Origin of the sequence: Acetivibrio straminisolvens JCM 21531, from assembly GCF_000521465.1 — a bacterium.
GTDB classification, from domain to species: domain Bacteria; phylum Bacillota; class Clostridia; order Acetivibrionales; family Acetivibrionaceae; genus Hungateiclostridium; species Hungateiclostridium straminisolvens.
On sequence record NZ_BAVR01000010.1, the window covers coordinates 56,180 to 80,490 of the forward strand.

Here is a 24,311-nt window from a genome sequence, read left to right on the forward strand (position 1 = left end):
ATAAATTTTAAAAATCCTCCGATATTCTTTATGAGAAAGATTCACGGAGGGATTATTATGAAAATTGATAGCATGGATGCTGCAAAATTACAGGTTTTTAAAACTCAGAATAAAGATTATCAACCAAATACCATAAATCCCGGCAAAGAAGCATCGAATGGAAGAAAAGTAGGTTCGGATGCATATTTGCAGGAAAACGAAAAAAGCGAAAAACTATCACAAAAGACTATTATGAATGCAATTGAGAAAGCAAACAAGGCTATAAACGGTATTCATACACAGTTGGAATTTTCCGTACACGAGAAAAGTAAAGAAATCATGGTGAAAGTTATTGATTCCGAAACTAAAGAAGTTATAAGGGAAATACCGCCGGAGAAAATACTGGATATGGTAGCGGCGATGCTGGAAATGGCGGGAATCATAGTTGATGAGAGGGGTTGAATCCGGTGGCGGTCAATGGAATTTCAAATATGATTAACAGCAGAATAAGACTTACAGGAATGTCCTCAGGTCTTGATACTGACACTATTATACAGCAGCTAATGAGTATTGAAAATGCAAAGATTAATAAGATAAAACAGGAAAGACAGATATTGGAATGGAAGCGGGACGGATACAGGGATATAATAAGCAAATTAAGAAGTATTACAGATGAGTATTTCAATGTCTTGAAGCCTAAGACCAATTTTACGTCTACAAGTGCGTTTGCATCTTTTAAAGTAAATTCAAGCAATGAATCCGTTGTGACGGTAACTGCCAATGCAGGAGCGGCTTCTAAGACCCACAGCATTACGGTTAGCTCACTGGCATCTGCAGCAAAAATTGTGGGCACATCGGGATTAGTTGACGGTATTAAAGGAAGCAATACGGTAAGCAGCTTTTCCCTTCAGGGAAGAGAAATAGAGGTTACTTTGGATGGAGTTAAAAAGACAATAGCTTTAGAAGATTATGCCAACATCAATGATCTTGAAACAAAGCTTGAGTCTGCCTTGGATAAAGCCTTTGGTGCAGGGAAAATCGATGTTGTGACAACAGGCGGTGCGATAGAGTTTAAATGTCTTGTCAATGGTAGTACATTAAGTATAAGTGAACCGGCAAATAATTATATTTCATCTTTAGGTTTTTCAAACGGACAGAAAAACTATATCACAGGAAGCTCGGATGTAAAATCCGATTATTCATTATACACCAACGGAAGCTTTAAAATAACCGTCGGAAACGGTGAAGCTCAGACTATAAATATTTCCGGTGCGACGGATATAAATGATCTTACCGCTAAAATCCAGCAAGCTATTGACGGTAATTCTGAGCTTAGCGGTAAAGTACATGTGAGCAACGACGGAAGCAAATTAAGCTTTACAACTCTTTCAGGAGAGACAGTGAAGTTGACTTCAGGCGATTCCAACAATGTGCTGGACAAGCTGGGATTTGCCAACGGAGCGATTGTATCCGGGACAAGTTCAAGTGTCATAGACTTAAGCGGAAATGAAAAGGGTAAGACCTTCATTATAAATGTAAATGGAGTAGACAAAACTATTGAGATAGACAAAGACTATAGTGATTTGGAAGAACTGGCATCATACATTCAAAGCCAGTTGGGAGGCACTGTAAATGTAACGAAAGATGCTTCAAGTAATAAGCTGATTTTTTCAAGCAGCGGCTCAGACAAGCTGATATTTAAAAAGGGTCCTGAAGACGGACTGGAAAAACTGGGATTTACTGCTACGGACAACAAGAGCAATAAGATATCTATGTCGGCAAAACTTGACGACTTTAAGTCAAACTTCAAAAGTGATTTGAATGTAGCGGATCCGAATGCAAATATCATCTTTACCATAAATAATGAAACTATTGATGTGGGTAAGACTTATGCAAATGCAACTTTAAATGATGTAATCAATGCCATTAATTCCAGCAAAGCAGGGGTGAAGGTAAGCTATGACTCCCTCAACGATAGATTCATTATGGAATCGAAGACTTTGGGTGCGGCTTCAACGATAGAAATTACCGACACCGACCCTGCAAATGGATTACTTAAAGCAATAGGACTGGTGGGGGGAACCTATACTGCCGGTACAGATGCCGAGTTTACTTTGGATGGGGTTTCCGGCATGAAACGAAGCACCAATGAATTTACCATAGATGGTGTAACCTATACCCTTAAGGGAACTTCTGCCGACCCGGTAACGATTGATGTTAAGGGAGATATAGATGCTGTCGTTAATAATATAAAGAATTTTGTGAACAGCTATAATGAAATGATAGCAAAAATCACTTCTGTTCTTACGGAAGAAAGAGACAGGGATTACTTGCCGCTTACAGACGATCAAAAGAAAGCGATGAGTGAAGATGATATAAAGAAATGGGAGGAAAAGGCTAAATCAGGTTTGCTAAGAAGCGACAGCATATTGGAGAATATCGTAACAAACCTAAGAAGAGCTTTATATGACAAGGTAGAAGGAACTTCCCTGAGCCTTTATCAAATAGGAATTACAACAGGGTTATACCAGGACAAGGGCAAGCTTGTCATAGATGAGGAAAAACTTAAGGCAGCACTTAACGATAATTATGATGCAGTAGTTCAACTTTTTACCCAGAGTTCACAATATACATACAGCGAATCTTTAAATGATCCGGCAAAAAGGGCAACAAGATACAATGAATCCGGAATAGCTCAGAGAATTAATGACATACTCCAAGACAACATTAGGATTACAAGAAATGCAAGCGGGCAGAAAGGTATCTTGCTCGAAAAGGCAGGACTGGTAGGAGATTTGACGGAGTTTGACAATCTAATAGTGAATGAAATGAAAGAAAAGGACACTCTAATCGACAAAATGCTGGCAAAACTCTATGAAAAAGAGGAATACTATTACAGAAAGTTTGCAGCGATGGAGAAAATGCTCGATGCGATGAACAGCCAGTCATCGTGGTTGTCGCAGCAATTTTCAAATTATTAACGTTGATTTGTTGAACAAATAAGGAAAACGTATGGCTACATCTAATAAACCTTGGAGGGATTTTAATGGCATTTAAAAATGCATATGATCAGTATAAGGAGAATTCGGTATATACCGCATCTCCCGAAGAACTGACATTAATGCTGTATAATGGCCTTGTAAAGTTTTTGATGCAAGCAGAAATGGCTCTAAATGATAAAAATATTGAGAAGGCAAACAAAAGTATTATAAAGGCTCAGGATATTATTTCAGAATTCCGCTGTACGCTGGATATGAAATATGATATTGCGCATCAATTGGAGCTTTTGTATGATTATATGTACAGAAGGCTTGTGGATGCAAACTTAAAGAAGGACAGTGCTATTGTTGAAGAAGTGCTGGGATTTGCAAAGGAACTTCGAGACACATGGGAACAGGCAATGAAAATTGCAAGGCAGCAAAATTCAAGAACAGCTCAAGTGGCTAAATAGGAGAGATTTTAATGAACAATACTCCGGACGGAGTATATTCAAAGACTTGTTGAAATATCTCAACAAAAGATTGATTGTCTTAAGAGCATACTTTCGTTGACCACGGCTCAGGCTGAGGCGATAAACGAAGAGGGTATGGACGGGCTTTCGAAGCTTATTGACGAAAAGCAGATTAAAATCGATGAAATCAACAGTTTGGACGAAAAGTTCAATGAGTGTTTTACAGCACTTAAGCAAAAGCTTGGTATAAACAGCCTGGATGAAGCAGGGAGACTAGGTATAAAGGGTGCGAAAGAATTGCAGGAGCTTGTTTCCGAGATAATGGTTTTTCTGAGGGAAATAAGCGAAATAGAGAAGAAGAATAAAGAGAAGGCAAATGGCCTTTTAAATGAGCTTGGAGCTAAAATAAGGGAAATAAGGGAAGGAAGAAGAGTAAGCTCTGCCTACAGCCCCACTGCTTCGTTAAGTCCGCCATCGTACTTTATCGACAAAAAGAAGTAGTTTGAAACCTCGGATTTTCCGAGGTTTTTATTTTTTGGCCTCTTGGAATGAAATGAAAGAGGCAAAAGAGAAGGGACTCGATGTCCCGAGCTTTTAATTTGCTTAAGTATTTGTTTCACTAAATTATGTTGACGGTTGACATTAGTATATTCCATTGAATATAATAATAGTGGCAATTGAATATTTTTGTTAGGTGAGGCTCCTATACAGAAAGACGCTGCTGCCCGGAAACGTCGAAAGACGCCAATGGGTTAACAAGCACTACCGGATTAAGGTTTTGCTTAATGCAGCTGGTCTTATAGCCTAAGCTGTATAGTGCTAAAGCTCAACGAGGGAAAGATATATTAAAAATAATACTTTAATATGTTTTGATACTTCCACTCGTCTGGAAGTTTTTTATTTGGCCTCTTGGAATGAAATGAAAGAGGCAAAAGAGAAGGGACTCGATGTCCCGAGCTTTTATTTGAATTAATAGTAGAAAATATATAAAGTTATATTTTATGCTTTTTAGGGGAATGAAAGGAATGATTTGCAATGATTGAAATATACAAATCCTACGATACAGACCAATTTCCCATTAAAATCGACAACTTTGAAAAAGGATGCTGGGTGAATATTGTTTCTCCTACGGAGCAAGAATTGAACTATATTGAAAGCAGCCTCAATATATATCCTAATTTTCTAAGGGACCCTCTTGATGAAGAGGAAAAACCGAGAATAGATGTCGAGGATAACCAGACTTTGGTGGTCGTTGACATTCCATATGTGTATGAGGATGAGGAACAGAAAGAGATAAAGTATGAGACCATACCTTTAGGTATTATCATATCGGAAGACTATTTTATTACCATATGCAGCAAGGAGACTTTTTTGATTCAATACTTCAAGGCAAGAAAAGTAAAAGACTATTATACTTTTAAAAAGACGAGATTTACGCTGCAGATTTTGTATTTAATTGCAAAGGATTTCCTAAGGTACCTGAGGCATATTGACAAAAAATCATATGAGGCGGAGACTTCTTTGCATAAGTCACTACAAAACAAAGAGCTTTTCAAGCTGCTCGAATTGGAAAAGAGCCTTGTGTTTTTTACTACGTCTTTAAAATCAAATGAAGTAGTTATGGAAAAGCTTTTGAGGGGCAAATATATAAAACTCTACGAAGAAGATCAGGATCTTCTTGAGGATGTAATTATAGAGAACAAGCAGGCTATTGAAATGGCCAACATTTACAGTACTATTTTGAGCGGGACCATGGACACTTTTGCTTCAATAATATCAAACAACTTGAACGTTGTGATGAAAGTCCTGACATCCATAACCATAATAATGGCTATACCCACAATGATAGCCAGTTTCTTTGGTATGAACGTACAGTTGCCCTTTGGTTTGGATACGAATACTCCTTTTGCTTTTTGGGGCATATTGGGGGTTTTGGCTGTTATCTCTATTGTTGTAGGAATATTCCTTTACAAAAGGGACATGTTTTGAGGCTGTGGAAGTTTGTCGAGAAAGTCCGTTACCCTTTTGATATATTCTTCGGGATGGCGCTGATAAATCTCATCATGCCCGGCGCCGCTTGCCTCCCAAAACGTAGTTGTGGAGAAATTCGATGCTTTGAATATTAACCGGCTGTTTTCAATCGGTACCTTGGTATCATCCTTACTGTGGATTAGAAGTACCGGACGTGGGGAAACAGCCTGTATAGCCTTTGCCGGGCTGGCATCATCGGAATTAATGTTTGCAAAAAGAAATGTTGCAAATGTTATGGGTTTGTTAAACGGTATTGACGGAAGTCCGCTCAAGATATTTATGTTTTGCTCAAAATAAGTGTTAAGTTCAGCATACGGGCTGTCTGCTATTACTGCATCAACATCGGTGCTTTCGGCGGCGGTCAGAATACATGCTGACGCACCTGTTGAAAAGCCCATAAGAACTATGGTATCCGAGCCTTTGCTTTTGGCATATTCAATTGCACCAAGAAGGTCATTCTTTTCATAAACCCCAAAGGTGGTTGTGTTTCCCTCGGATTCTCCGGAGTTTCTAAAATCGAAGGCAAGCACATTATAGCCTTTGTCAAGTAAACCTTTTATAAGATGTATGGTATTTTCACCGAAATGCAGCCTGTTTTTTCCGTATCCATGGGCAAGGATTATGGTCTTGTTGCTTCCGGTTACGTTAAAATACCACCCTTTTAATGTAAAATCTCCGTTTATGTCCTTGAAAGATATATCGGTATATGAAGGAACAATATTGGCAGAAAAGTCCAAAATGTTTAATCTTTCGGGATGGATTAGTTTCCAGCCTGCAAAGGCTGAGACGGCCGAAATTGCTATAGCATAAATTAATGCTAGTAAAATAATAAAAAATATGATCTTTTTTATTAAATGACTTCTCCGGCGTGAATAGGTCAAAACCGTAATCCTCATAGAATTTTCCCCCAAAATTGCTTTGATTTCTTATTTTAAGATTTTAAGTAGCTAAGAAGATATTTTCGAATTAGAAGATGAATCGAATCATATGGATATTGGAACTATAAACTATGAACCTTGCGAGTATATATTACATCTAGTACAAGTCTATTACTATGATTAATCATATATTCGTTTACATTTTTTATTATATATTTTAATTGTACAAAAAACAAATTTATTTTTCAGTTGGATATATAGTAATAATTTTACATTGGGATTGAATCTCGGAGTTTTGGCTGGAAGTAATAGAAGGTTGACCTTCTTAAGTCATATAAGATAGAATTATATGTAATATAAGTTGAGAGGATGATACAATTAATATGGAGGGCATATTGGTTCAGGATTGTTCAACTGGCTTATACTCCCATTGCTCATATTTTTTTCAAGGATTATCGACGTTACAATAGGAACAATCAGGATTATATTTGTTTCAAGAGGTAAAAAGTATCTGGCTCCGGTTTTGGGCTTTTTTGAAGTATTGGTATGGATTGTGGCAATAAGCCAGGTTATGCAGAATCTCAACAATTTTGCATGTTACTTTGCTTATGCGGCGGGTTTTGCCACAGGTACATTTGTAGGAATAATTATTGAAGAAAAGCTTGCTATAGGAACTTGTTGTAAGGGTTATTGTGGATAAAAACGAATTCGAGCTTAAAGAACAGCTTGCAAAGTCCGGGTTTGGTGTTACAGTTGTGGATGCAGAGGGTAAAAATGGTGATGTAAAGATAATTTATACAATTATTAAACGCAAGGAATTGCAGGAAGTAGTGCGGATAATAGAAGGGTGCAATTCAAAAGCCTTTTATTCAATTGAAGATGCCAGAAAGGTCAACAAGGGTATTTTCAGAACAGGGACATTAAGCCATGAAGGAACAAGGTTTTTTAATCTGTTTAAGATTCATAGAATGTTCGGACTTAACAAGAAGATGAAATAGGGTGATGTTGATACCTGGATTATAAGGTTAACGGAGGTGGGGAAATTGGATAATAATATTCTTCCAAAGGCGTGGGAGAGTCTTCTCAGTTCATCAACTTTTATTCCGGTTATAGTAAAAACCATTGAGAGGTTTCATGATACCAGCTGGCATATGGAACCGAACAGGCATGAATGTTTTGAAATGGTGTATATAAAAAGGGGTAAGGCAGTTTTTGAAATAGCAGGTTATCCTGCGGAGATTGGCCCTAATGACATAATTATAATAAAGCCCAATCAGCCCCACAAATTTATTGTAAAGTCCGAGTCCGGATGTGAATTTACAGTCTTGAGCTTCAAATTTATAAACAGGTTTGACGGACAGTATTCCGATGTATCGCTGGAAAACTTTTTGGATTTTGTGAGCAGCAAGGAAACGGGAGCTTTTATAACCTTGAAGGTCAGTCAGAAAAATGACATTATAACACTTCTAAATAGGATACTCAATGAAAGGGAGAATCCGGATATAGGCAGTGAATTTCTCAATTATCTTCTGGTTATGGAGCTGTTTGTACTTATTTCCCGTGCTTTAAAGATGGAATGGGAGAACAGCATAAAGAATAAAAGCCCAAAGCTAAAAGAGCTTATACAGGCTTCTGTAAACTATATAAACAACAATTACGAGAGGGATATTTCTTTAAAAGATATAGCCCGTTATGTTTTTTGAGCACAAGTTACTTTACCCGGGCGTTTAAGGAGGAAATGGGTATAAGTCCGATAAATTATCTTTTGAAAGTAAGGGTTGAAAGGGCAAAGGAGCTTCTTAGGGATACGGACAACAGGATAAGCGACATTGCATTAAGTGTCGGATTTTCCAACCAGCAAAGGTTCAACGATATTTTCAAAAAGTATGTAAAGCTTACACCGCTTCAGTACCGGAAGAATGTGCAAGTCAAAAAACATTAAAAAAGGCTAACTAATTAGGATAAATATCGAGAAGAAAATGAAATTAGTATGACTTATAATTAGTATTATTATATGGTAAGGGAGAAGAAGGCATCAATAAAACTCGGCTTATCATATTTCAAAGGAGGTAGTAGATTATGGGAATGACTATGACGCAGAAAATACTTGCAGATCATGCAGGACTTGATAAGGTTTCGGCGGGCCAGCTTATAAAGGCAAAGCTTGATATGGTTTTAGGAAATGATATAACAACGCCTGTAGCTGTGAATGAATTTAAAAAGATTGGTGTCGACAGGGTGTTTGATGTAAATAAAATAGCAATTGTTCCCGATCACTTTACACCAAACAAGGACATTAAGTCCGCAGAACAGGTCAAGTATATCAGGGAATTTGCAAAGGAAATGGGAATAGTGAACTTTTTCGAAGTCGGACAAATGGGTGTAGAGCATGCTCTGCTTCCGGAAAAGGGACTAGTGGTGCCTGGAGATGTGGTAATAGGCGCCGATTCTCATACATGTACCTATGGAGCTTTGGGAGCTTTCTCTACAGGAATAGGAAGCACCGACATGGCAGCGGGAATGGCAACCGGAGAAGCATGGTTCAAAGTGCCCGAGGCTATGAAATTCGTATTGAAAGGAAAGCCCGGAAAATGGGTGGGAGGAAAAGATGTAATCCTTCATATAATCGGTATGATAGGTGTTGACGGTGCTCTGTACCGTTCTATGGAATTTACAGGGGACGGTGTGGCTCACCTCTCAATGGATGACAGGTTTGCAATGGCAAATATGGCTATTGAGGCTGGAGGAAAGAACGGAATTTTTGAAGTTGACGAGAAAACAATTGAGTATGTAAAGGAACATTCCACAAAGCCGTATAAGGTATACAAGGCGGATGATGACGCAGAATATGTGGCAACTTATGAGATTGACCTTTCACAGGTAAAGCCTACGGTTGCTTTCCCGCATCTGCCGTCCAATACAAGAACCATTGACAATGTGGGCAACATCAAAATTGACCAGGTGGTAATAGGTTCATGTACCAACGGAAGAATTGAGGATTTGAGGGTGGCTGCAGAAGTCCTCAAGGCAGAAAGGTGCATAAAGATGTAAGATGTATAATCATTCCTGCCACACAGAAGATTTGGAAACAGGCGATGAGTGAAGGACTGTTCGACATATTTATTGATGCCGGAGCAGCAGTAAGTACTCCTACCTGCGGACCATGTCTTGGAGGCCATATGGGTATTCTCGCTAAAGGAGAAAGAGCCGTGGCGACCACAAACAGAAACTTTGTAGGAAGAATGGGACATCCCGAGAGCGAGATTTATCTGGCAGGTCCGGCTATTGCGGCAGCGTCGGCTGTTTTAGGCAGGATCGGTTCACCGGATGAAATTTAAAGTCCAAACTATATAGCATAGAGTGGAATATGTTGAGATAAAGGAGCGTGGTAAAATGAAAGCACAGGGAAAAGCAATAAAATACGGTGACAATGTGGATACGGACGTAATTATACCTGCAAGGTATTTAAATACTTCAGACCCGAACGAGCTTGCAAAGCACTGTATGGAAGATATTGATACGGAGTTTGTGTCAAAGGTTCAAAAGGGAGATATTATGGTTGCAGGCAAAAACTTCGGATGCGGCTCTTCCAGGGAGCATGCGCCTATTGCCATTAAGGCATCGGGAATATCCTGCGTTATTGCCGAGACCTTTGCAAGAATTTTTTACAGGAATGCGATAAATATAGGGCTTCCGATTATTGAGTGTCCTGAAGCTGCCATGGATATATCCGATGGCGATACGGTTAGCATTGATTTTGATACCGGAAAGATTGTGAATATAACAAAGAACAAGGAATATATGGGAGTACCTTTCCCGGAATTTATGCAGGAAATAATTGCTGCCGACGGACTGATTGGATATATTAAAAAACAGCAGGGAAACAAGGAGGCATAATATGGGAAAGTATAATATAGCAGTACTTCCGGGGGACGGTATAGGACCGGAAGTTATTGAACAGGCGGCTAAGGTAATTGAAGCTGTAGGTGAGAAATACAATCACAGTTTTGAATTAAAAGAGGGTTTGTTGGGCGGATGCGCCATTGATGCCACCGGCGAACCATTCCCTAAAGAGACATTGGAGCTTTGCAAATCTTCCGATGCAGTTTTGCTTGGAGCTGTAGGAGGACCGAAGTGGGACAATCTTCCGGGAAACAAAAGACCTGAAGCAGGCCTTCTTGGGATACGCGGAGCACTGGATTATATGCAAACTTAAGACCTGCAGTTATCTATCAGGCTCTAAAAGGTGCATCGCCTTTGCGCTCCGATATCGTTAAAGACGGTATTGATATAATGGTGGTAAGGGAGCTTACCGGCGGTATGTACTTTGGTGAAAGAGGAAGAGTGCAGACGGAAAATATGGGTCAAGCCGCTTTTGATACGGAAAAGTACAGTGAGTTTGAAATAGAAAGAATTGCGCGGCTGGCGTTTGAGACAGCATGAAGAGAAATAAAAAGCTAATGTCTGTGGATAAGGCCAACGTACTGGAGAGCTCAAGGCTTTGGAGAGAAGTAGTAATCAAGGTTGCCAAGGATTATCCTGAAGTGGAGCTTAATCATATGTATGTGGACAATGCTGCTATGCAGCTCGTGAGAAATCCTGCACAGTTTGATGTTATAGTTACATCAAATATGTTCGGAGATATTCTCTCCGACGAGGCATCCATGATTACAGGTTCAATAGGAATGCTTCCTTCTGCAAGTCTCGGAGAGGGCTCTTTGGGATTGTATGAACCAATCCATGGCTCCGCACCGGATATTGCAGGACAGGACAAAGCAAATCCCATTGCCACTATATTGTCGGTAGCTATGATGATGAAGTATTCCTTCGGTCTCGGAGATGTTTCCGATGCTATTGAAAATGCGGTGGTAAATGTGCTTGACATGGGATACAGGACAGCGGACATTGCTTCTCCGGATACTCCTGGCGATAATGTGGTCGGCACCAAGAAAATGGGCGAATTAATAATATCAAAATTAAAGTAAGATTTAGAGTAACAAGAAAATCATATAATATAAAGGGTCTAAATCTCTAACTAGACCCTTTATATTATATAAGAATTTCAATATTTTGTATATTTACCAACAAGCTTTCCGATTATTGTAACTTCGTTCCTGTTAAACACTTCTTTTCCCAACAGTTCGCTATCAGCCTTTAAAACAATTAAATCGGGATTCTCATGATGATTGTAGTACCTTAAAAGTACATGAGTTTCATACAGCATTAGTACGATATCCCCATCTTTTAATTCATAATTTCTGCTTATTACAAGCATGTCGTTGTACTTTATTCCGCTTTCTAAGAGACTGTTGTCGGGACAATCAATTATAAAGCAATCGCCGCCTTCCCCAAAAAGGCTGGAAGGTACAGGAACGTAATTGATAATGTTGTAGATGTTAAGCAGATCATTAACATTACGCTGACTTACTTTCTTGATTTTTGGCAAATATACATGTGGTGCATATTGGGAGTTGTTATTAACTAGCTGTATGGATCTTGCCATACCAACCTCTCTTTTGATAACTCCTTTTTGCTCCAATCGGTTAAGTATTCCCTGCACTGCACCGGGGGTTTTTTCACCTACCAGTTCTCCAATTTCTCTTACGGTAGGAGGTATACCTTTGGACTTGATGAAAGATTCAATCACCATGTATACCTTTTTTTGTTTAGCGGTTAAGAAATCAAAATCTGAAGACACATTGACCATCCTTTTACACTTATTTTTACACTTATATTATGTTAGATACGTTGTACCATAGGGTACCCTCTATCCTTGTTATACCCTCCAAAATAAGGAGGGAAACAAGAAGGCAACTCGATTTACATAAAACATTAAAATTAGTTTAGCAAATATAAATCAATATATCAACTTTAATTAATAGAATTATAGTAAATAATATGAAAATTCGTCGAATAAATGTTAACTTTTCGACAAAAAATTTTATGCATATGAATAAATTTCAAATAAGAATTAAGTATTCTCAATAAAATTGCACATTATACCTTTAAAAATATGCAGAAAAGGCTTTTAAAATATGGAGAAAAAAATATTTAAGCTTCTAAAAAGTGGCATATGCTATGCTCCGGAATTTGTCGGAAAAAAGGATATTTTGGTAGTTCAAAACAAAATCTATAAAGTGGAAAACCATATAGATGAATTGCCGGTTCCCGACCTTCAAATTATTGATTGCAGCGAAAGAATAGTATGCCCGGGGTTTATTGACCAACACATCCATATTATAGGGGGTGGAGGCGAAGAAGGCCCAGTAAGCAGAATACCCGAAATTATGCTGTCCGAATGCCTGAAGGCAGGGATAACAACAGCTGTAGGAGTGTTGGGGGCTGACAGCATAACCAGAAGCATATCGAACCTCTTGGCAAAGGCACGGGCGCTGGAAGAAGAAGGATTGAATACGTATATATATACCGGAAGCTATAGGATTCCTACAGATACACTTACAGCAAATGTGATGTCCGATATAGCGCTGGTGGATAAAATTATTGGAGTTGGTGAAATAGCTGTTTCGGATCACAGGTCTTCTCACCCTTCGCTGGATATGCTCAAAGCCATTGCCAGTGAAGCGCGAATCGGAGGATTGATTGGGAAAAAGGCCGGAGTTGTTCATATACATGTGGGAGACGGAAAAAAGGGACTTGACCCCGTTATTGAACTTATAGAGAATTGCGATTTTCCCATAGAGATGTTTGTGCCTACCCATTTAAACAGAAACAAGACTTTATTTTCACAGGCAACAGAATATGCTAAAAGGGGCGGAAATATAGACTTGACGGCAGGGGAGACCAATGAGAGAGGATATACGGTGCCGGATGCTTTAAAACTTCTTTCGGATGCTGGAGTAAATATGGACAGGGTTACCGTGTCTTCGGATGCCAATGGCAGCATCCCGAAAAACGACAGAAATGGCCTTGGGGTTGGCAGCACAGAACAGCTTATAAATGATATAAGAAACAGTATTTTGATAAATAAATTGAGCATGGAACAGGTTCTTAAAACTGTCACAGTGAATGTGGCAAAGGTACTTAAGCTCTATCCCAAAAAAGGCGTTATAAGACCGGGAAGCGATGCGGATATACTTGTCCTGCAAAAAGAAGACCTTAAGTTAGACAAGGTATTTGTAAACGGTGAGCAGTTTGCAGATAATGGAACAGTGTTTAAAAAGGGGCGGTATGAAAGGAAATAGCTTAAGTGATGTTAAAAAGCATGACATAATGAATATCCATATTAAAACATGCTAATACTAACTTGGGTGATGTTATGGAAAGAATAAATGCTCAAAAAACGAGTGCCAGAAGCAATATATTCTTGTTGGCAATAGGATGGATTTCGGCTTTGTTGTCCTTACTCATATACCCGTTTATTTTTGGAGTGGTAGGAGTAATAACGGGTATACTGGCATCCAAAAACGGAAGTAGAGCCGGACTGCCTCTAATAGTGTCAAGTATTATCCTTATGGGTATAGGCCTGATATTCAGCGGAGTAATAATGAATTATGTCAGACACTATCTAGCATATATCCATAATAAAAGAGCAAGGATGTAATATAAAGCCTTGCTTTTTTATTGATGACATTTGCCAGGGAATTTGGATCAAACATTTATATGAAAATATTGGAGGGAGCAATGGGTGAAAAAGTAAGGGGAAATTTGATTATAATTGGTGGCGCAGAGGATAAAGTCGGAAAAAAGACTATATTAAAGCATGTGGCTGACATCGTCAGGGAAAAGAAAGGCAGTTTGGTGATATTGACTACAGCCACCGAAAAGCCACAAGAGGTCGGAAACAACTACAGGCAAGTATTTGAAACCCTAGGATTAAAGAATATAGATGTACTCAACATAAATTCGCGCAATGAGGCAAACTTGGACGAGAATGTCGATAGGATAAAAAATTCCGGAGGGATATTCTTTACCGGAGGCGATCAACTCAGAATAACAAGCATTCTTGGGGGCACTAAGGCATATAAAGCTCTGCATGAAGTTTACTCAAAGGGTGTGGTAATTGTTGGGACAAGCGCAGGGGCCTCTGTTATGAGTAATACAATGGTAGTAGAAGGAAAAGATAATGAGCCGGCGAGAAAGTGCACCATGAAAATGGCTCCGGGATTAGGGCTTCTTGAAGAAGCTATAATTGACCAGCATTTTGACCAAAGAGGTAGAATTGGCAGACTTCTTTGCGGTGTAGCAGAAAATCCCTTTATGCTAGGGATAGGGATAGACGAGGATACAGCCATAAGGGTATACCCTGATGCTCATTTTGAGGTGTTGGGGAGCAATGCTGTCACAGTGATTGACGGAAGTACTATAAAGAGCTCCAATGTATCTGAGTTGAATCCTGATGAAATATTGGCAATCTCCGGAGTAACGCTGCATGTTTTGCCTTGCGGCTATGGATTTGACATGAGGAAAAGAGAAGTAATACGTCTTACCGATAGAAAATTCTAATTGCTTGTTTATTTGGGAGGAAGGAAAGTGCAAATACAAAGTATTCAGTGTTTTGCAGGAAGAAATATTCACAGTCATAAGCCAGTTATTAAGATAACATTGGATATAGGGGAATTGTACAAATCACCTACAAAGGATTTGGGAAACTTTAACGGAAGACTCTTGGCCTTGTTTCCCGGTTTAGAAAAGCATTATTGCTCCTTGGGATATGAAGGCGGATTTGTAGAACGCTTAAAGGAAGGGACGTATATAGGTCATGTAACGGAGCATTTGATTATAGAGCTTCAAAATGTTTTGGGATATGAAGTCAATTATGGCAAGACACGGGTTATTGAGGAACCATCGCTGTACGACATTGTGTTTGAATATAAAAATGAAAAGTGTGCTGTTGAGTGTGCAAGATCAGCAGTAAACATTGTCTCAATGCTGGTGCACAATGAAGAGATTGATATCGAAGGAATTATAAAAAATTTGAGGGCTATTGCAGTAGATACGGATATGGGTCCTAGTACAAAAGCGATTTATGAAGAAGCCCAAAAGAGGGGGATACCTGTCGTCAGAATAGGCGATGGCAGTATTCTGAGGTTAGGTTACGGAAAATACTCCCGGACTATTCAGGCATCTTTGACGGACCTGCCGAGTTGCATCAATGTTGATATAGCGGGGAATAAGCAACTGACAAAACGGCTTTTGACGGAAAGCAAAATTCCTGTTCCGGACGGAGATACAGCTTACAGTTTTGAGGGAGCATTGCAAATAGCAAGGGAAATAGGTTTCCCTGTTGTAATAAAGCCAGTGGACAGCAATCAGGGAAAAGGAGTTACTCTCAATGTTAAAAATGAACAGGAGATAGAGGCTGCGTATAATGAAGCACGAAAATATTCAAGAGTGGTGATAGTGGAGAAATATGTAAAAGGAAAGGATTACCGGGTTTTGGTAATTGGTAATAGAGTTGCGGCAGTCTCCGAAAGAAGACCTCCTTCTATACTGGGTGATGGCGTCCATACGGTAGAGAAGCTTATTGAAATTGAGAATTCCAGTAACTTAAGGGGAGATGACCATGAAAAACCCCTTACAAAAATCAAATTGGATGCAGCAGCACTAAAGGTTCTAAGAGACCAGGGGATTGACAAAGATTATATACCTCCTTTGGGCGAAAGAATATACCTAAGATACAATGGAAACCTCAGTACAGGAGGGACTGCCAGAGAATGTACCGGTGAGATACATCCATATAATGCAGATATAGCAGTCAGAGCAGCCAAAATTATAGGGCTTGATATCGCAGGGATTGATGTTACCACCGAAGATATATCGGTGCCAATATGTGTTAACGATGGTGCTGTAATCGAAATAAATGCTGCACCGGGACTTAGGATGCATTTGTTTCCGTCGGAAGGAAAGGCTAAGAATGTAGCGGGAGATATACTGGATATGATGTTTCCGGAGGCATCACCTCATTCAATTCCTATTGTATCGGTTACCGGTACCAACGGAAAAACGACCACTACGCGATTGATCAGGCATACTCTTAGCTGCTTGGGAAAAAAGGTAGGAATGACATCTACCGGAGGTGTGTATATTGGCGACGAGTGTGTGCTCAAAGGAGACAACACTGGGCCGGCAAGTGCTGCAATGGTATTGTCGTCAAGAGAAGTGGAAGCTGCAGTGCTGGAGACTGCAAGAGGTGGAATTGTGAGAAAAGGCCTCGGATATGACCTTGCAGATGTGGGGGTTATAACCAATATTGCAGAAGACCATCTCGGTATTGATGGAATGAATACTCTTGAGGAACTGGCATTTGCCAAATCATTGGTAATTGAGGCAGTGAAGTCCGATGGATATTCTGTATTAAATGCAGATGACAAATTTGTGCGGTATTTTATGGAGAGAGCCAAAAGCGAGATTATCTTATTTTCGAAGAAAAGCGACAATCCCATTGTCAGGGAGCATATGCAAAAAGGCAAAAAGGCATTGTATGTGGACGAAGACACAATTTTTATATTCAATGGGAAAAGCTCTATTGCGCTTATGAATCTCAATGAGATTCCCATAACATTCGGAGGAATAGTCGAGTGCAATATTGAAAACTCCCTTGCGGCTGCTTCTGCGTTGTATGGGTTAAACCTTTCAGTTGAAGCTATTCGGAAAGGACTGGCAACCTTCAGACCGGATATGGAATCCAATCCGGGAAGATTTAATATTATGGATATGGGCGGTTTCAAGGTAATGCTTGATTATAGCCACAACCCGGCAGGATACAGTGAAGTTATGAAGTTTTTGGAAAAAATTGATACAAAAAGGCTTGTAGGATTATAGGTATGCCGGGTGACAGGAATGATTCCAGCATATATAAGGCAGGAAAAATATGCAGCAAGTATTTCTCTAAAATTTATATAAAGGAAGACAATGACCTCAGGGGAAGAGAGCCGGGAGAAGTGGCCGGAATCTTATATGATGCGGTTATTAGCAGCGGAACAAAAAAGGAAAATGTAGAAATAATCTATTCAGAAGTTAGAGCTCTCGAGAAAGCGCTTCTTGATGCAGAGCCCGGAGATTTTATAGTTATGTTTTATGAAGATTTTGAAAGAGCGGTAGAAGTCGTGGAGCGGATTGCAAACAATTTGCCAAGAATACTGTGACAGCCGGCCCCGAAATTCTGAACGTAGGATAAAAGGTTTTGTCCTTTTTCTATTTATGAAGTATAATGTTATAAAGAAAAGTAATGCAAAATGGTGAATAGTTACTAATATTCAATAAATAGAAAGAGGTATTGCTATGATAGACAAAGAACGTATAAAAGCTGCCGTAAGGGAAATATTGATTGGAATTGGAGAAGACCCTGACCGTGAAGGATTGCTCGAAACTCCCGACCGGGTGGCAAGGATGTGTGAAGAAATATTTGCCGGACTTCATCAGGACCCAAGGTCGGTTGTGAAGGTGTTTCAGGAAGAGAACCATGAGGAAATGGTCATGGTGAAAGATATTCCTATCTACTCGGTTTGTGAGCATCATTTGCTCCCGTTCGTAGGGGTGGCACATGTGGTTTATATTCCTAGAAAGGGTAGGATTATGGGGCTCAGCAAGCTTGCCAGGATAGTTGACCTTATTGCCAAGAAGCCGCAGCTTCAAGAGAGGCTTGGCAGTGAAGTTGCCAATGTTATAATGGAGACCATAGATCCTTTAGGAGTCGCAGTAGTGGTAGAGGCTGAGCACTTATGCATGACGATGAGGGGAATAAAAAAGGCAGGTTCAAAAACCGTAACTTCAGCACTTCGAGGTATAATTAAGACCGATGCCCGGACCAGGGCGGAGGTTATGGCTCTCATAAATGGAAAATGAGTCAAAGGGGAGAATTCCTCTTGGCTCATTTTCAGCTTTGCTTATTTAGAAATCTATTTGCATAATCGGCCTTTCGTTTATTTGCGTTGCCCGCTTATCCGTAAAAATTAATACGCGATCTAGAAATGAGAAAACTCTTCTATCCAGGTACATATCTTGCTATTTACATACTGTCTGTTTACAAATAGATAGCCTGAAAATAGTATAATATGGTATAATGAAACTGTGATAATTATTTAATAGGAAGGTTTGCTATGTGGTTTTTTATAATACTCGGTGTATTCCTTATTGTGATGGGGCTGACGATTCATGTATTTAAATGGTATTTTTTAATCTCCGGATATAACACCATGCCTCAAGAAAAAAAAAGCAAAAGTGGATACAGAAGGCCTTGGACGGCTGATAGGAATATACTTCTATGTCAACGGAGGTATATCTATTTTAGCCGGTGTGCTTTATGCTGCTTTGGAGCCGGGGAAAATCCTGATTTCTGCCATTGGATTTTTTTGATTTCGACATTTTATGTGTTGTTTAAGGCCCAAAAGTATGACGGGAATATTTATGACGAAAATGGGAAACTTCGAAAGGGTGCGTGGAAGCAACTCGTGATTCCCGGTTTTATTTCTGTTGTGACATTAATCTTTATTTCTGTTGTGATGTATTTTTCAATTCAGCCAACGAGGGTAAGTTTTCTTGAAGAAGGTATTCAAATCCATGGTATGTATGGGGATGTTTATACATGGGAATCCATTGAGAGTGCCAGTTTGAAAGATGAATTGCCGACGATTGAAATACGTACCAACGGTTCGTCTCTAGGTTCAAAATTAAAGGGGTATTTTAAGACAAAGGAACTGGGCGCTGTGAAATTGTTTGTCAATACAAAAAATCCTCCCTATATTTACCTTGAAACAGATAGAGGTATGATTATTTTTAATATGAATGATAAAGATGAAACTCAGGAGATTTTCAGTAGAATTTTAAGAAAAATAGAATATCAATTCTGAAGTTTAATCTAAAACTTTAGGTTAAAGCCCTTTCAATAAAATTGAAAGATCCCAACATTCTAGAGAGCAAATAATTTTTGGATAAACAAATACGGAAAATAAAGAAGAAATTGAATCCCTTGAAAATAACAAATAAAATATTGCTATTAGTAATAGGAAAATATAAAAGTAACTAACTACTAAATAATATATTTTGTGTGTACCATAGGTGAAAAAGAATGTATAAAATACTTATCGTAGAGGACGATACAACAATCGCCAACATAATTAAAGAACATCTGGCTTCTTGGGGAATGATAACCCGCTGTGTAACGGATTTTGGGAATGTACTTTCGGATTTCGCCGGGTTTTCTCCCCATTTGGTTCTTATAGATATATCCCTGCCGTTTTATAACGGGTATCATTGGTGCAGTGAGATTAGAAAGATATCGCAGGTACCGATTATCTTTATCTCCTCAGCGTCGGACAATATGAATATTGTCATGGCCATTAATATGGGTGCGGATGATTTCATAGCCAAGCCTTTCGATTTGACGGTTTTGGTGGCAAAAGTACAGGCCCTTCTTCGGAGAACCTATGATTTTACTTATGGAACTGATGTATTGGAGCACAAGGTGTAATTCTTAATCTATCGGACTGTTCCCTTGTATATCAAGGAAATAAACTGGACTTGACCAAGAATGAACACAGAATTTTACAAGTATTGCTTGAGCAGCGGGGCAAGGTGGTAAGCCGGGACACCTTGATGTATCGTTTATGGGAGACAGATGATTTTGTAGATGAGAATACATTGACTGTAAATATGGCAAGACTTAGAAAGAAGCTTGCTAGTGTTGGGATTGAGGAGTTTATTATTACAAAAAAGGGTTTAGGTTATATGGTGGAATAATATGAGAATATTATTGGCGTACTTGAAATCACAAAGAAAGCTCTTAATAATTCTTTTTATTTTCGTATTAATTTATGCTGCAGTATTTTCTCTGTATGATTTGCCTGTGGAAGCGGTAGGTTATGCAAGTTTATTGTGCTTTGCCATAATGTTAATATTTGGAATTTATGATTATATTACATTTTTAAAGAAGCATCAAAGGCTATCTGAACTTCAATCGGATATTGCCATCTCAATTGAACAGCTACCGGCAGCTGTGAATCAAATTGAACAGGACTATATAGATTTAATTCAAGCCTTATTTAATGACAAACAGCAATACATTGCCAAAAGTGACAGGGAAAAAGCAGAAATGTTGGACTATTACACCTTGTGGGTTCATCAAATTAAGACACCAATTGCTGCTATGAGGCTAATCCTTCAGAGTGAAGAGAATCAGCAATCGCACGAGTTGCAGTATCAGCTGTTTAAGATTGAGCAGTATGTAGAGATGGTTATGGCTTATCTGCGTGTCGGCAGCAACAGTACTGATTTTCTGCTGAAAGAATACGATATGGAAGATATAGTAAAACAATCGGTGCGTAAATATGCGCCAATGTTTATCCGCAAAAAAGTAAGCGTAAAGTTGGGAAACCTGAAGCACAAAGTGTTGACCGATGAGAAATGGCTTTGCTTTGCGATAGAGCAGATATTATCCAATGCTATTAAGTATACCAATGAAGGATATATTTTAATCGACTCGGAAAATGAGACCACATTGGTCATTAAAGATACGGGAATCGGTATTGCCCCGGAGGATTTACCCCGGATTTGTGAAAAGGGCTTTACCGGCTATAATGGAAGAATTGATAAAAGAGCATCGGGCATTGGTTTATATCTTACAAAACAGATATTGACAAAGCTGGGGCATCGCATTTCTTTTGAATCGGAAATTGGGAAAGGGACAACAGTTCGTATTGAAACGGATACAAGTCTTCACGCTTAGTCTTATAAAACTAAATGCCGGATTCGGGTAAAAAGCTACATTTTAAATACTGAAGTAGGCTATTATTTATATATTATTGATGCTTACAAAAATGTAAGCAATAGAGGCGATATTGTAAGATAAATCGATGGCAGGAAGAGTGCTGTTGCCGCTAAAATAAGTGTAGAAGTTTTAAGGAGGTTATCATAATGTCATTATTAGAAGTAAGAAATCTCAAAAAGATATATACGACACGATTTGGCGGTAATTATGTGCAAGCTCTAACCGATGTGAGCTTTTCAGTAGAAGCCGGTGAATATGTATCCATCATGGGGGAATCCGGCTCGGGAAAAACCACTCTTCTAAACATCCTTGCAGCTTTAGACAAGCCAACGAGTGGAGATGTGCTGTTATCGGGCAAGGATATGAACAAAATAAAGGACAAGGATATTGCAGCCTTCCGCAGGGATAATATAGGCTTTGTCTTTCAGGACTTTAACCTGTTGGATACTTTCTCAATCAAAGACAATATTTTTCTTCCTTTGGTATTGGCGGGCAAGGATTATAAAGAAATGGAACAGCGGATAAAGCCTTTGGCTGACAAACTTGGCATTACAGATATTTTAAAGAAATATCCCTACGAGGTATCGGGAGGTCAGAAGCAGAGAGCGGCAGTTTGCCGTGCCCTTATTACCAATCCCCAGATAATATTGGCGGATGAGCCACCGGTGCGTTGGATTCAAAGTCAACGGATCAGCTGCTTCATTTGTTTGGCAAAATTAATGAGGATGGACACACTATTCTTATGGTGACCCATTCGGTGAAAGCAGCCAGCCATGCAAAACGTGTTTTGTTTATTAAGGACGGAGCGGTATATCATCAGATATATAGAGGTAATTGCAGCTATGACGAGATGTATCAGAAGATTTCCGATACCTTGACTCTGCTTACTACCGGAGGTGACAAAAATGCGTAAAAGCTTGTTTCCTTCTCTTGCGTGGCAAAATATCCGTAAAAATATTAAGTTTTATCTACCCTATATTTTAACTATTATCGGTACGGTGGCAGGATTTTATATTATAAGTGCCATTGCTTCAGACGAAGGGGTAGCCAAGCTGCGAGGTGCGGCATATGTGACATTGATGATGTTTTTAGGGATAAATATTATCGGTATATTTTCTGTGATTTTTCTTCTGTATACCAATAGCTTTCTCATAAAACGGCGTCATAAGGAGCTGGCATTATACAACATGCTGGGAATGGAAAAACGGCATATTGCGTGGATTCTTTGCTATGAATCCCTATATGTAGCCTTTATTGGAATTGGTGGCGGATTACTTTGCGGCATACTGCTTCACAAACTGGTAACCCTTACGTTATTTAAATTACTTCGCTTTGATGTGCCCTTCGGTTTTTCGATTTCTATTGTGGCTATAAAAGTATCGGTAATATTGTTTGCTTCAATTATTGCTATTACTCTGATTTTTAATCTGGTGAGGATTCGCAGAGCTAATCCCATTGAATTGCTTAGAAGCTCCAGTGCAGGAGAAAGGGAGCCAAAAAGTAAATGGATTTTAACTTTGATTGGAGTCCTGTCCCTTGGTGCCGGCTATTATATAGCCCTAACTACAAAGTCAGCTGTACAGGCGCTGACAATCTATTTTCTGGCCGTATTTCTTGTGATAATAGGTACTTATTGTCTGTTTACGGCTATAAGCATCGTTATATTGAAGCAGCTTAGAAGAAATAGAAAGCTATATTATAAAACAAAATATTTTATCGGAATTTCCGGAATGCTATACCGGATGAAGAGGAATGCTGTAGGCCTTGCAAATATTTGTATATTGTCTACTATGGTACTGGTTATGGTATCGGGGACTCTTTCTCTTTATCTGGGAACAGAGGATATGATTGATAGATTTTGCCCGGGTCAAATTGTGCCGCAAATTACTATAAACAGTGAAACGGAAAACGGTTTTCAAAAAGATATTATGATAGAGAAGATAAAGGATATTATAGATAAAAATAACGGGAAAATAACCCGGTTCGAGGATTACACCTATTTGTCCTTTGCAGCAGGCAGGGGTGAAAATTATTACCACACAAGAATTGAAGGAAGTTTTAATGCAGATTATGTACAGCTATGCTTTATAACTAAAGAGGACTATGCAAAGCTAACCGGAACAGAAGTGGAATTGAAGGAGGATGAAATCTTATTTTTCAGTGACACACTGAAAGATAAAGAGAACATTCGTATAGAAGCCGGCGATTATTCTTTTGTATTCACCATAGTGGAACATCTGAAAAGCTTTCCTTCAGTTGGAGATCTGACCTCAATAGTAGATACCGGCTACGGAGTAGTGAAGGATGAGAAGGTACTTCAAACTTTGTATAAGGGGCAGAAGTCTGCTTATGACAAAATGGCCAGTGATTTAAAATGGGCTGCAATAATTGATACGGATTTAAAAGAAGATATTCAAATCAAATGTGCCGGGGAGATTGGAAATCTATCTTCGGCAGACAGTATAGGAGACTATAAAGACTTTATAGTTAGCACAAGAGCACAAGACTCTGCTGATTTTTATGCAATGAACGGTGGATTTTTGTTCCTTGGACTGTTCTTAGGGTTTCTTTTTAACATGGCAACGGTTCTGATTATCTACTACAAGCAAATTTCTGAAGGCTATGAGGATAAAGAGCGTTTTGAGATTATGCAAAAGGTTGGTTTACCAAAGAAAGAAATTAAACGGTCGATTAGTATGCAGATTCTGATAGTTTTCTTTGCACCCTTGGCAGTAGCCGCAATTCATGTGGCCTTTGATTTTAAATTGATGGTGAAGCTCCTGAGTTTATTTTCCCTTACGAACAACAAACTTACGATGCTTTGTACCCTTGGAACTTTATTGGGCTTTGCTGTGATATACGGTGTTGTGTATTGGCTGACAGCACGAACTTATTATAAAATTGTGAGTGCTGAGTGAAATTGAATATTATGATTTGCTAAATCGGTTTTATGATTGTGACAGGATAAAAAGTGTTTAAGCATACCCGGTATCTAAAAAGATATCGGGTATGCTTAATTTCGTATTTTAAGGCGATTGTTTTAATAATTTTTGCTTATACAAGATTACAGTAATTATTCAATCATGTTGAATTAATGCTTGAAAAACTCTTAAAAATATGGATTGTAAATGTAAAATTAAAACATATAAGCATCATCTAGATACAGCCAAATTTGTTGTTCATATAAAATTAAATATACATAAAAGTGAGTAAATTGTTATTTCTTTAGTGACAAGTAATAATATTA

The 24,311-nt window shown here is 38.8% G+C and carries 16 protein-coding genes, 8 pseudogenes and 1 riboswitch; of the genes and pseudogenes, 22 read left to right on the forward strand and 2 right to left on the reverse strand.

Annotation, left to right across the window (positions count from 1 at the left end; all coding sequences use genetic code 11):
- The first annotated feature begins 57 nt into the window (after positions 1-57).
- From JCM21531_RS04325 to JCM21531_RS04345, 5 genes are all read left to right on the forward strand, one after another.
- Complete coding sequence (locus JCM21531_RS04325) at positions 58-441, forward strand: flagellar protein FlaG (protein ID WP_038287689.1); 384 nt, start codon at positions 58-60, stop codon at positions 439-441.
- 5 nt (positions 442-446) lie between these two features.
- The gene (fliD, locus tag JCM21531_RS04330; RefSeq protein ID WP_038287723.1) at positions 447-2,960 is read left to right on the forward strand and encodes a flagellar filament capping protein FliD; all 2,514 of its coding nucleotides are present in this window, start codon (positions 447-449) and stop codon (positions 2,958-2,960) included.
- Positions 2,961-3,025: 65 nt separating this feature from the next.
- Entirely contained in the window at positions 3,026-3,430 is a 405-nt protein-coding gene (gene fliS, locus JCM21531_RS04335; protein WP_038287691.1) for a flagellar export chaperone FliS, read from the forward strand.
- Positions 3,431-3,526: 96 nt separating this feature from the next.
- Positions 3,527-3,931, forward strand: a complete 405-nt coding sequence (gene flgN, locus JCM21531_RS04340) for a flagellar export chaperone FlgN (protein WP_243467205.1) — start codon at positions 3,527-3,529, stop codon at positions 3,929-3,931.
- A 178-nt stretch (positions 3,932-4,109) separates the two neighbouring features.
- Positions 4,110-4,275, forward strand: a riboswitch (M-box (ykoK) riboswitch).
- Positions 4,276-4,465: 190 nt separating this feature from the next.
- A complete protein-coding gene (locus JCM21531_RS04345) occupies positions 4,466-5,419 on the forward strand; it encodes a magnesium transporter CorA family protein (RefSeq protein WP_038287694.1) in 954 nt (317 codons plus the stop codon).
- On the opposite strand, the gene JCM21531_RS04350 is transcribed toward JCM21531_RS04345, so the two are convergent.
- Positions 5,398-6,357, reverse strand: coding sequence for an alpha/beta hydrolase (locus JCM21531_RS04350; RefSeq protein WP_038287696.1), 960 nt, complete (start codon positions 6,355-6,357; stop codon positions 5,398-5,400). The two genes, JCM21531_RS04345 and JCM21531_RS04350, sit on opposite strands and share 22 nt — an antisense overlap.
- 376 nt (positions 6,358-6,733) lie before the next feature.
- Between JCM21531_RS04350 and JCM21531_RS04355 the strand changes: the two are divergent.
- From JCM21531_RS04355 to leuB, 5 genes and pseudogenes are all read left to right on the forward strand, one after another.
- Positions 6,734-7,337: pseudogene (locus JCM21531_RS04355) on the forward strand (DUF2179 domain-containing protein).
- Between the two features lie 45 nt (positions 7,338-7,382).
- A pseudogene (locus JCM21531_RS04360) lies at positions 7,383-8,281 on the forward strand (AraC family transcriptional regulator).
- Between the two features lie 137 nt (positions 8,282-8,418).
- Positions 8,419-9,677 (forward strand): annotated as a pseudogene (gene leuC, locus JCM21531_RS04365) (3-isopropylmalate dehydratase large subunit).
- Between the two features lie 55 nt (positions 9,678-9,732).
- The gene (gene leuD, locus JCM21531_RS04370) at positions 9,733-10,236 is read left to right on the forward strand and encodes a 3-isopropylmalate dehydratase small subunit (RefSeq protein WP_038287699.1); all 504 of its coding nucleotides are present in this window, start codon (positions 9,733-9,735) and stop codon (positions 10,234-10,236) included.
- 1 nt (position 10,237) lies between these two features.
- Positions 10,238-11,324, forward strand: a pseudogene (gene leuB / locus JCM21531_RS04375) (3-isopropylmalate dehydrogenase).
- A gap of 77 nt (positions 11,325-11,401) precedes the next feature.
- On the opposite strand, the gene JCM21531_RS04380 reads toward leuB, so the two are convergent.
- Positions 11,402-12,046, reverse strand: a complete 645-nt coding sequence (locus JCM21531_RS04380) for a LexA family protein (protein WP_243467206.1) — start codon at positions 12,044-12,046, stop codon at positions 11,402-11,404.
- A gap of 328 nt (positions 12,047-12,374) precedes the next feature.
- Here JCM21531_RS04380 and iadA point away from each other — a divergent pair, with 328 nt between their 5' ends.
- The 12 genes and pseudogenes from iadA (at position 12,375) to JCM21531_RS04430 (ending at position 23,982) form a co-directional block, all read left to right on the forward strand.
- A complete protein-coding gene (iadA, locus tag JCM21531_RS04385) occupies positions 12,375-13,541 on the forward strand; it encodes a beta-aspartyl-peptidase (protein ID WP_038287707.1) in 1,167 nt (388 codons plus the stop codon).
- A 38-nt stretch (positions 13,542-13,579) separates the two neighbouring features.
- The gene (locus JCM21531_RS04390; RefSeq protein WP_038287710.1) at positions 13,580-13,900 is read left to right on the forward strand and encodes a hypothetical protein; all 321 of its coding nucleotides are present in this window, start codon (positions 13,580-13,582) and stop codon (positions 13,898-13,900) included.
- An 80-nt stretch (positions 13,901-13,980) separates the two neighbouring features.
- Positions 13,981-14,802: a cyanophycinase gene (locus JCM21531_RS04395; protein ID WP_038287726.1), complete on the forward strand. Its 822-nt coding sequence runs from the start codon at positions 13,981-13,983 to the stop codon at positions 14,800-14,802.
- A 27-nt stretch (positions 14,803-14,829) separates the two neighbouring features.
- A pseudogene (gene cphA / locus JCM21531_RS04400) lies at positions 14,830-17,476 on the forward strand (cyanophycin synthetase).
- A gap of 104 nt (positions 17,477-17,580) precedes the next feature.
- The gene (gene folE, locus JCM21531_RS04405) at positions 17,581-18,144 is read left to right on the forward strand and encodes a GTP cyclohydrolase I FolE (RefSeq protein WP_038287713.1); all 564 of its coding nucleotides are present in this window, start codon (positions 17,581-17,583) and stop codon (positions 18,142-18,144) included.
- A 254-nt stretch (positions 18,145-18,398) separates the two neighbouring features.
- Positions 18,399-18,488 (forward strand): annotated as a pseudogene (locus JCM21531_RS23530) (DUF3784 domain-containing protein); the annotation flags it as partial.
- Between the two features lie 31 nt (positions 18,489-18,519).
- Positions 18,520-18,654, forward strand: a complete 135-nt coding sequence (locus JCM21531_RS23535) for a hypothetical protein (RefSeq protein WP_279378979.1) — start codon at positions 18,520-18,522, stop codon at positions 18,652-18,654.
- The gene (locus tag JCM21531_RS04410; protein WP_243467208.1) at positions 18,651-19,148 is read left to right on the forward strand and encodes a hypothetical protein; all 498 of its coding nucleotides are present in this window, start codon (positions 18,651-18,653) and stop codon (positions 19,146-19,148) included. Before JCM21531_RS23535 ends, JCM21531_RS04410 begins: the two co-directional genes overlap by 4 nt.
- A 218-nt stretch (positions 19,149-19,366) precedes the next feature.
- Positions 19,367-20,037: pseudogene (locus JCM21531_RS04415) on the forward strand (response regulator transcription factor).
- A gap of 1 nt (position 20,038) precedes the next feature.
- A complete protein-coding gene (locus JCM21531_RS04420; protein WP_038287715.1) occupies positions 20,039-21,022 on the forward strand; it encodes a sensor histidine kinase in 984 nt (327 codons plus the stop codon).
- Positions 21,023-21,210: 188 nt separating this feature from the next.
- A pseudogene (locus tag JCM21531_RS04425) lies at positions 21,211-21,977 on the forward strand (ABC transporter ATP-binding protein).
- Positions 21,970-23,982: an FtsX-like permease family protein gene (locus JCM21531_RS04430; RefSeq protein ID WP_038287717.1), complete on the forward strand. Its 2,013-nt coding sequence runs from the start codon at positions 21,970-21,972 to the stop codon at positions 23,980-23,982. Before JCM21531_RS04425 ends, JCM21531_RS04430 begins: the two are co-directional and overlap by 8 nt.
- Positions 23,983-24,311 lie beyond the last annotated feature (329 nt).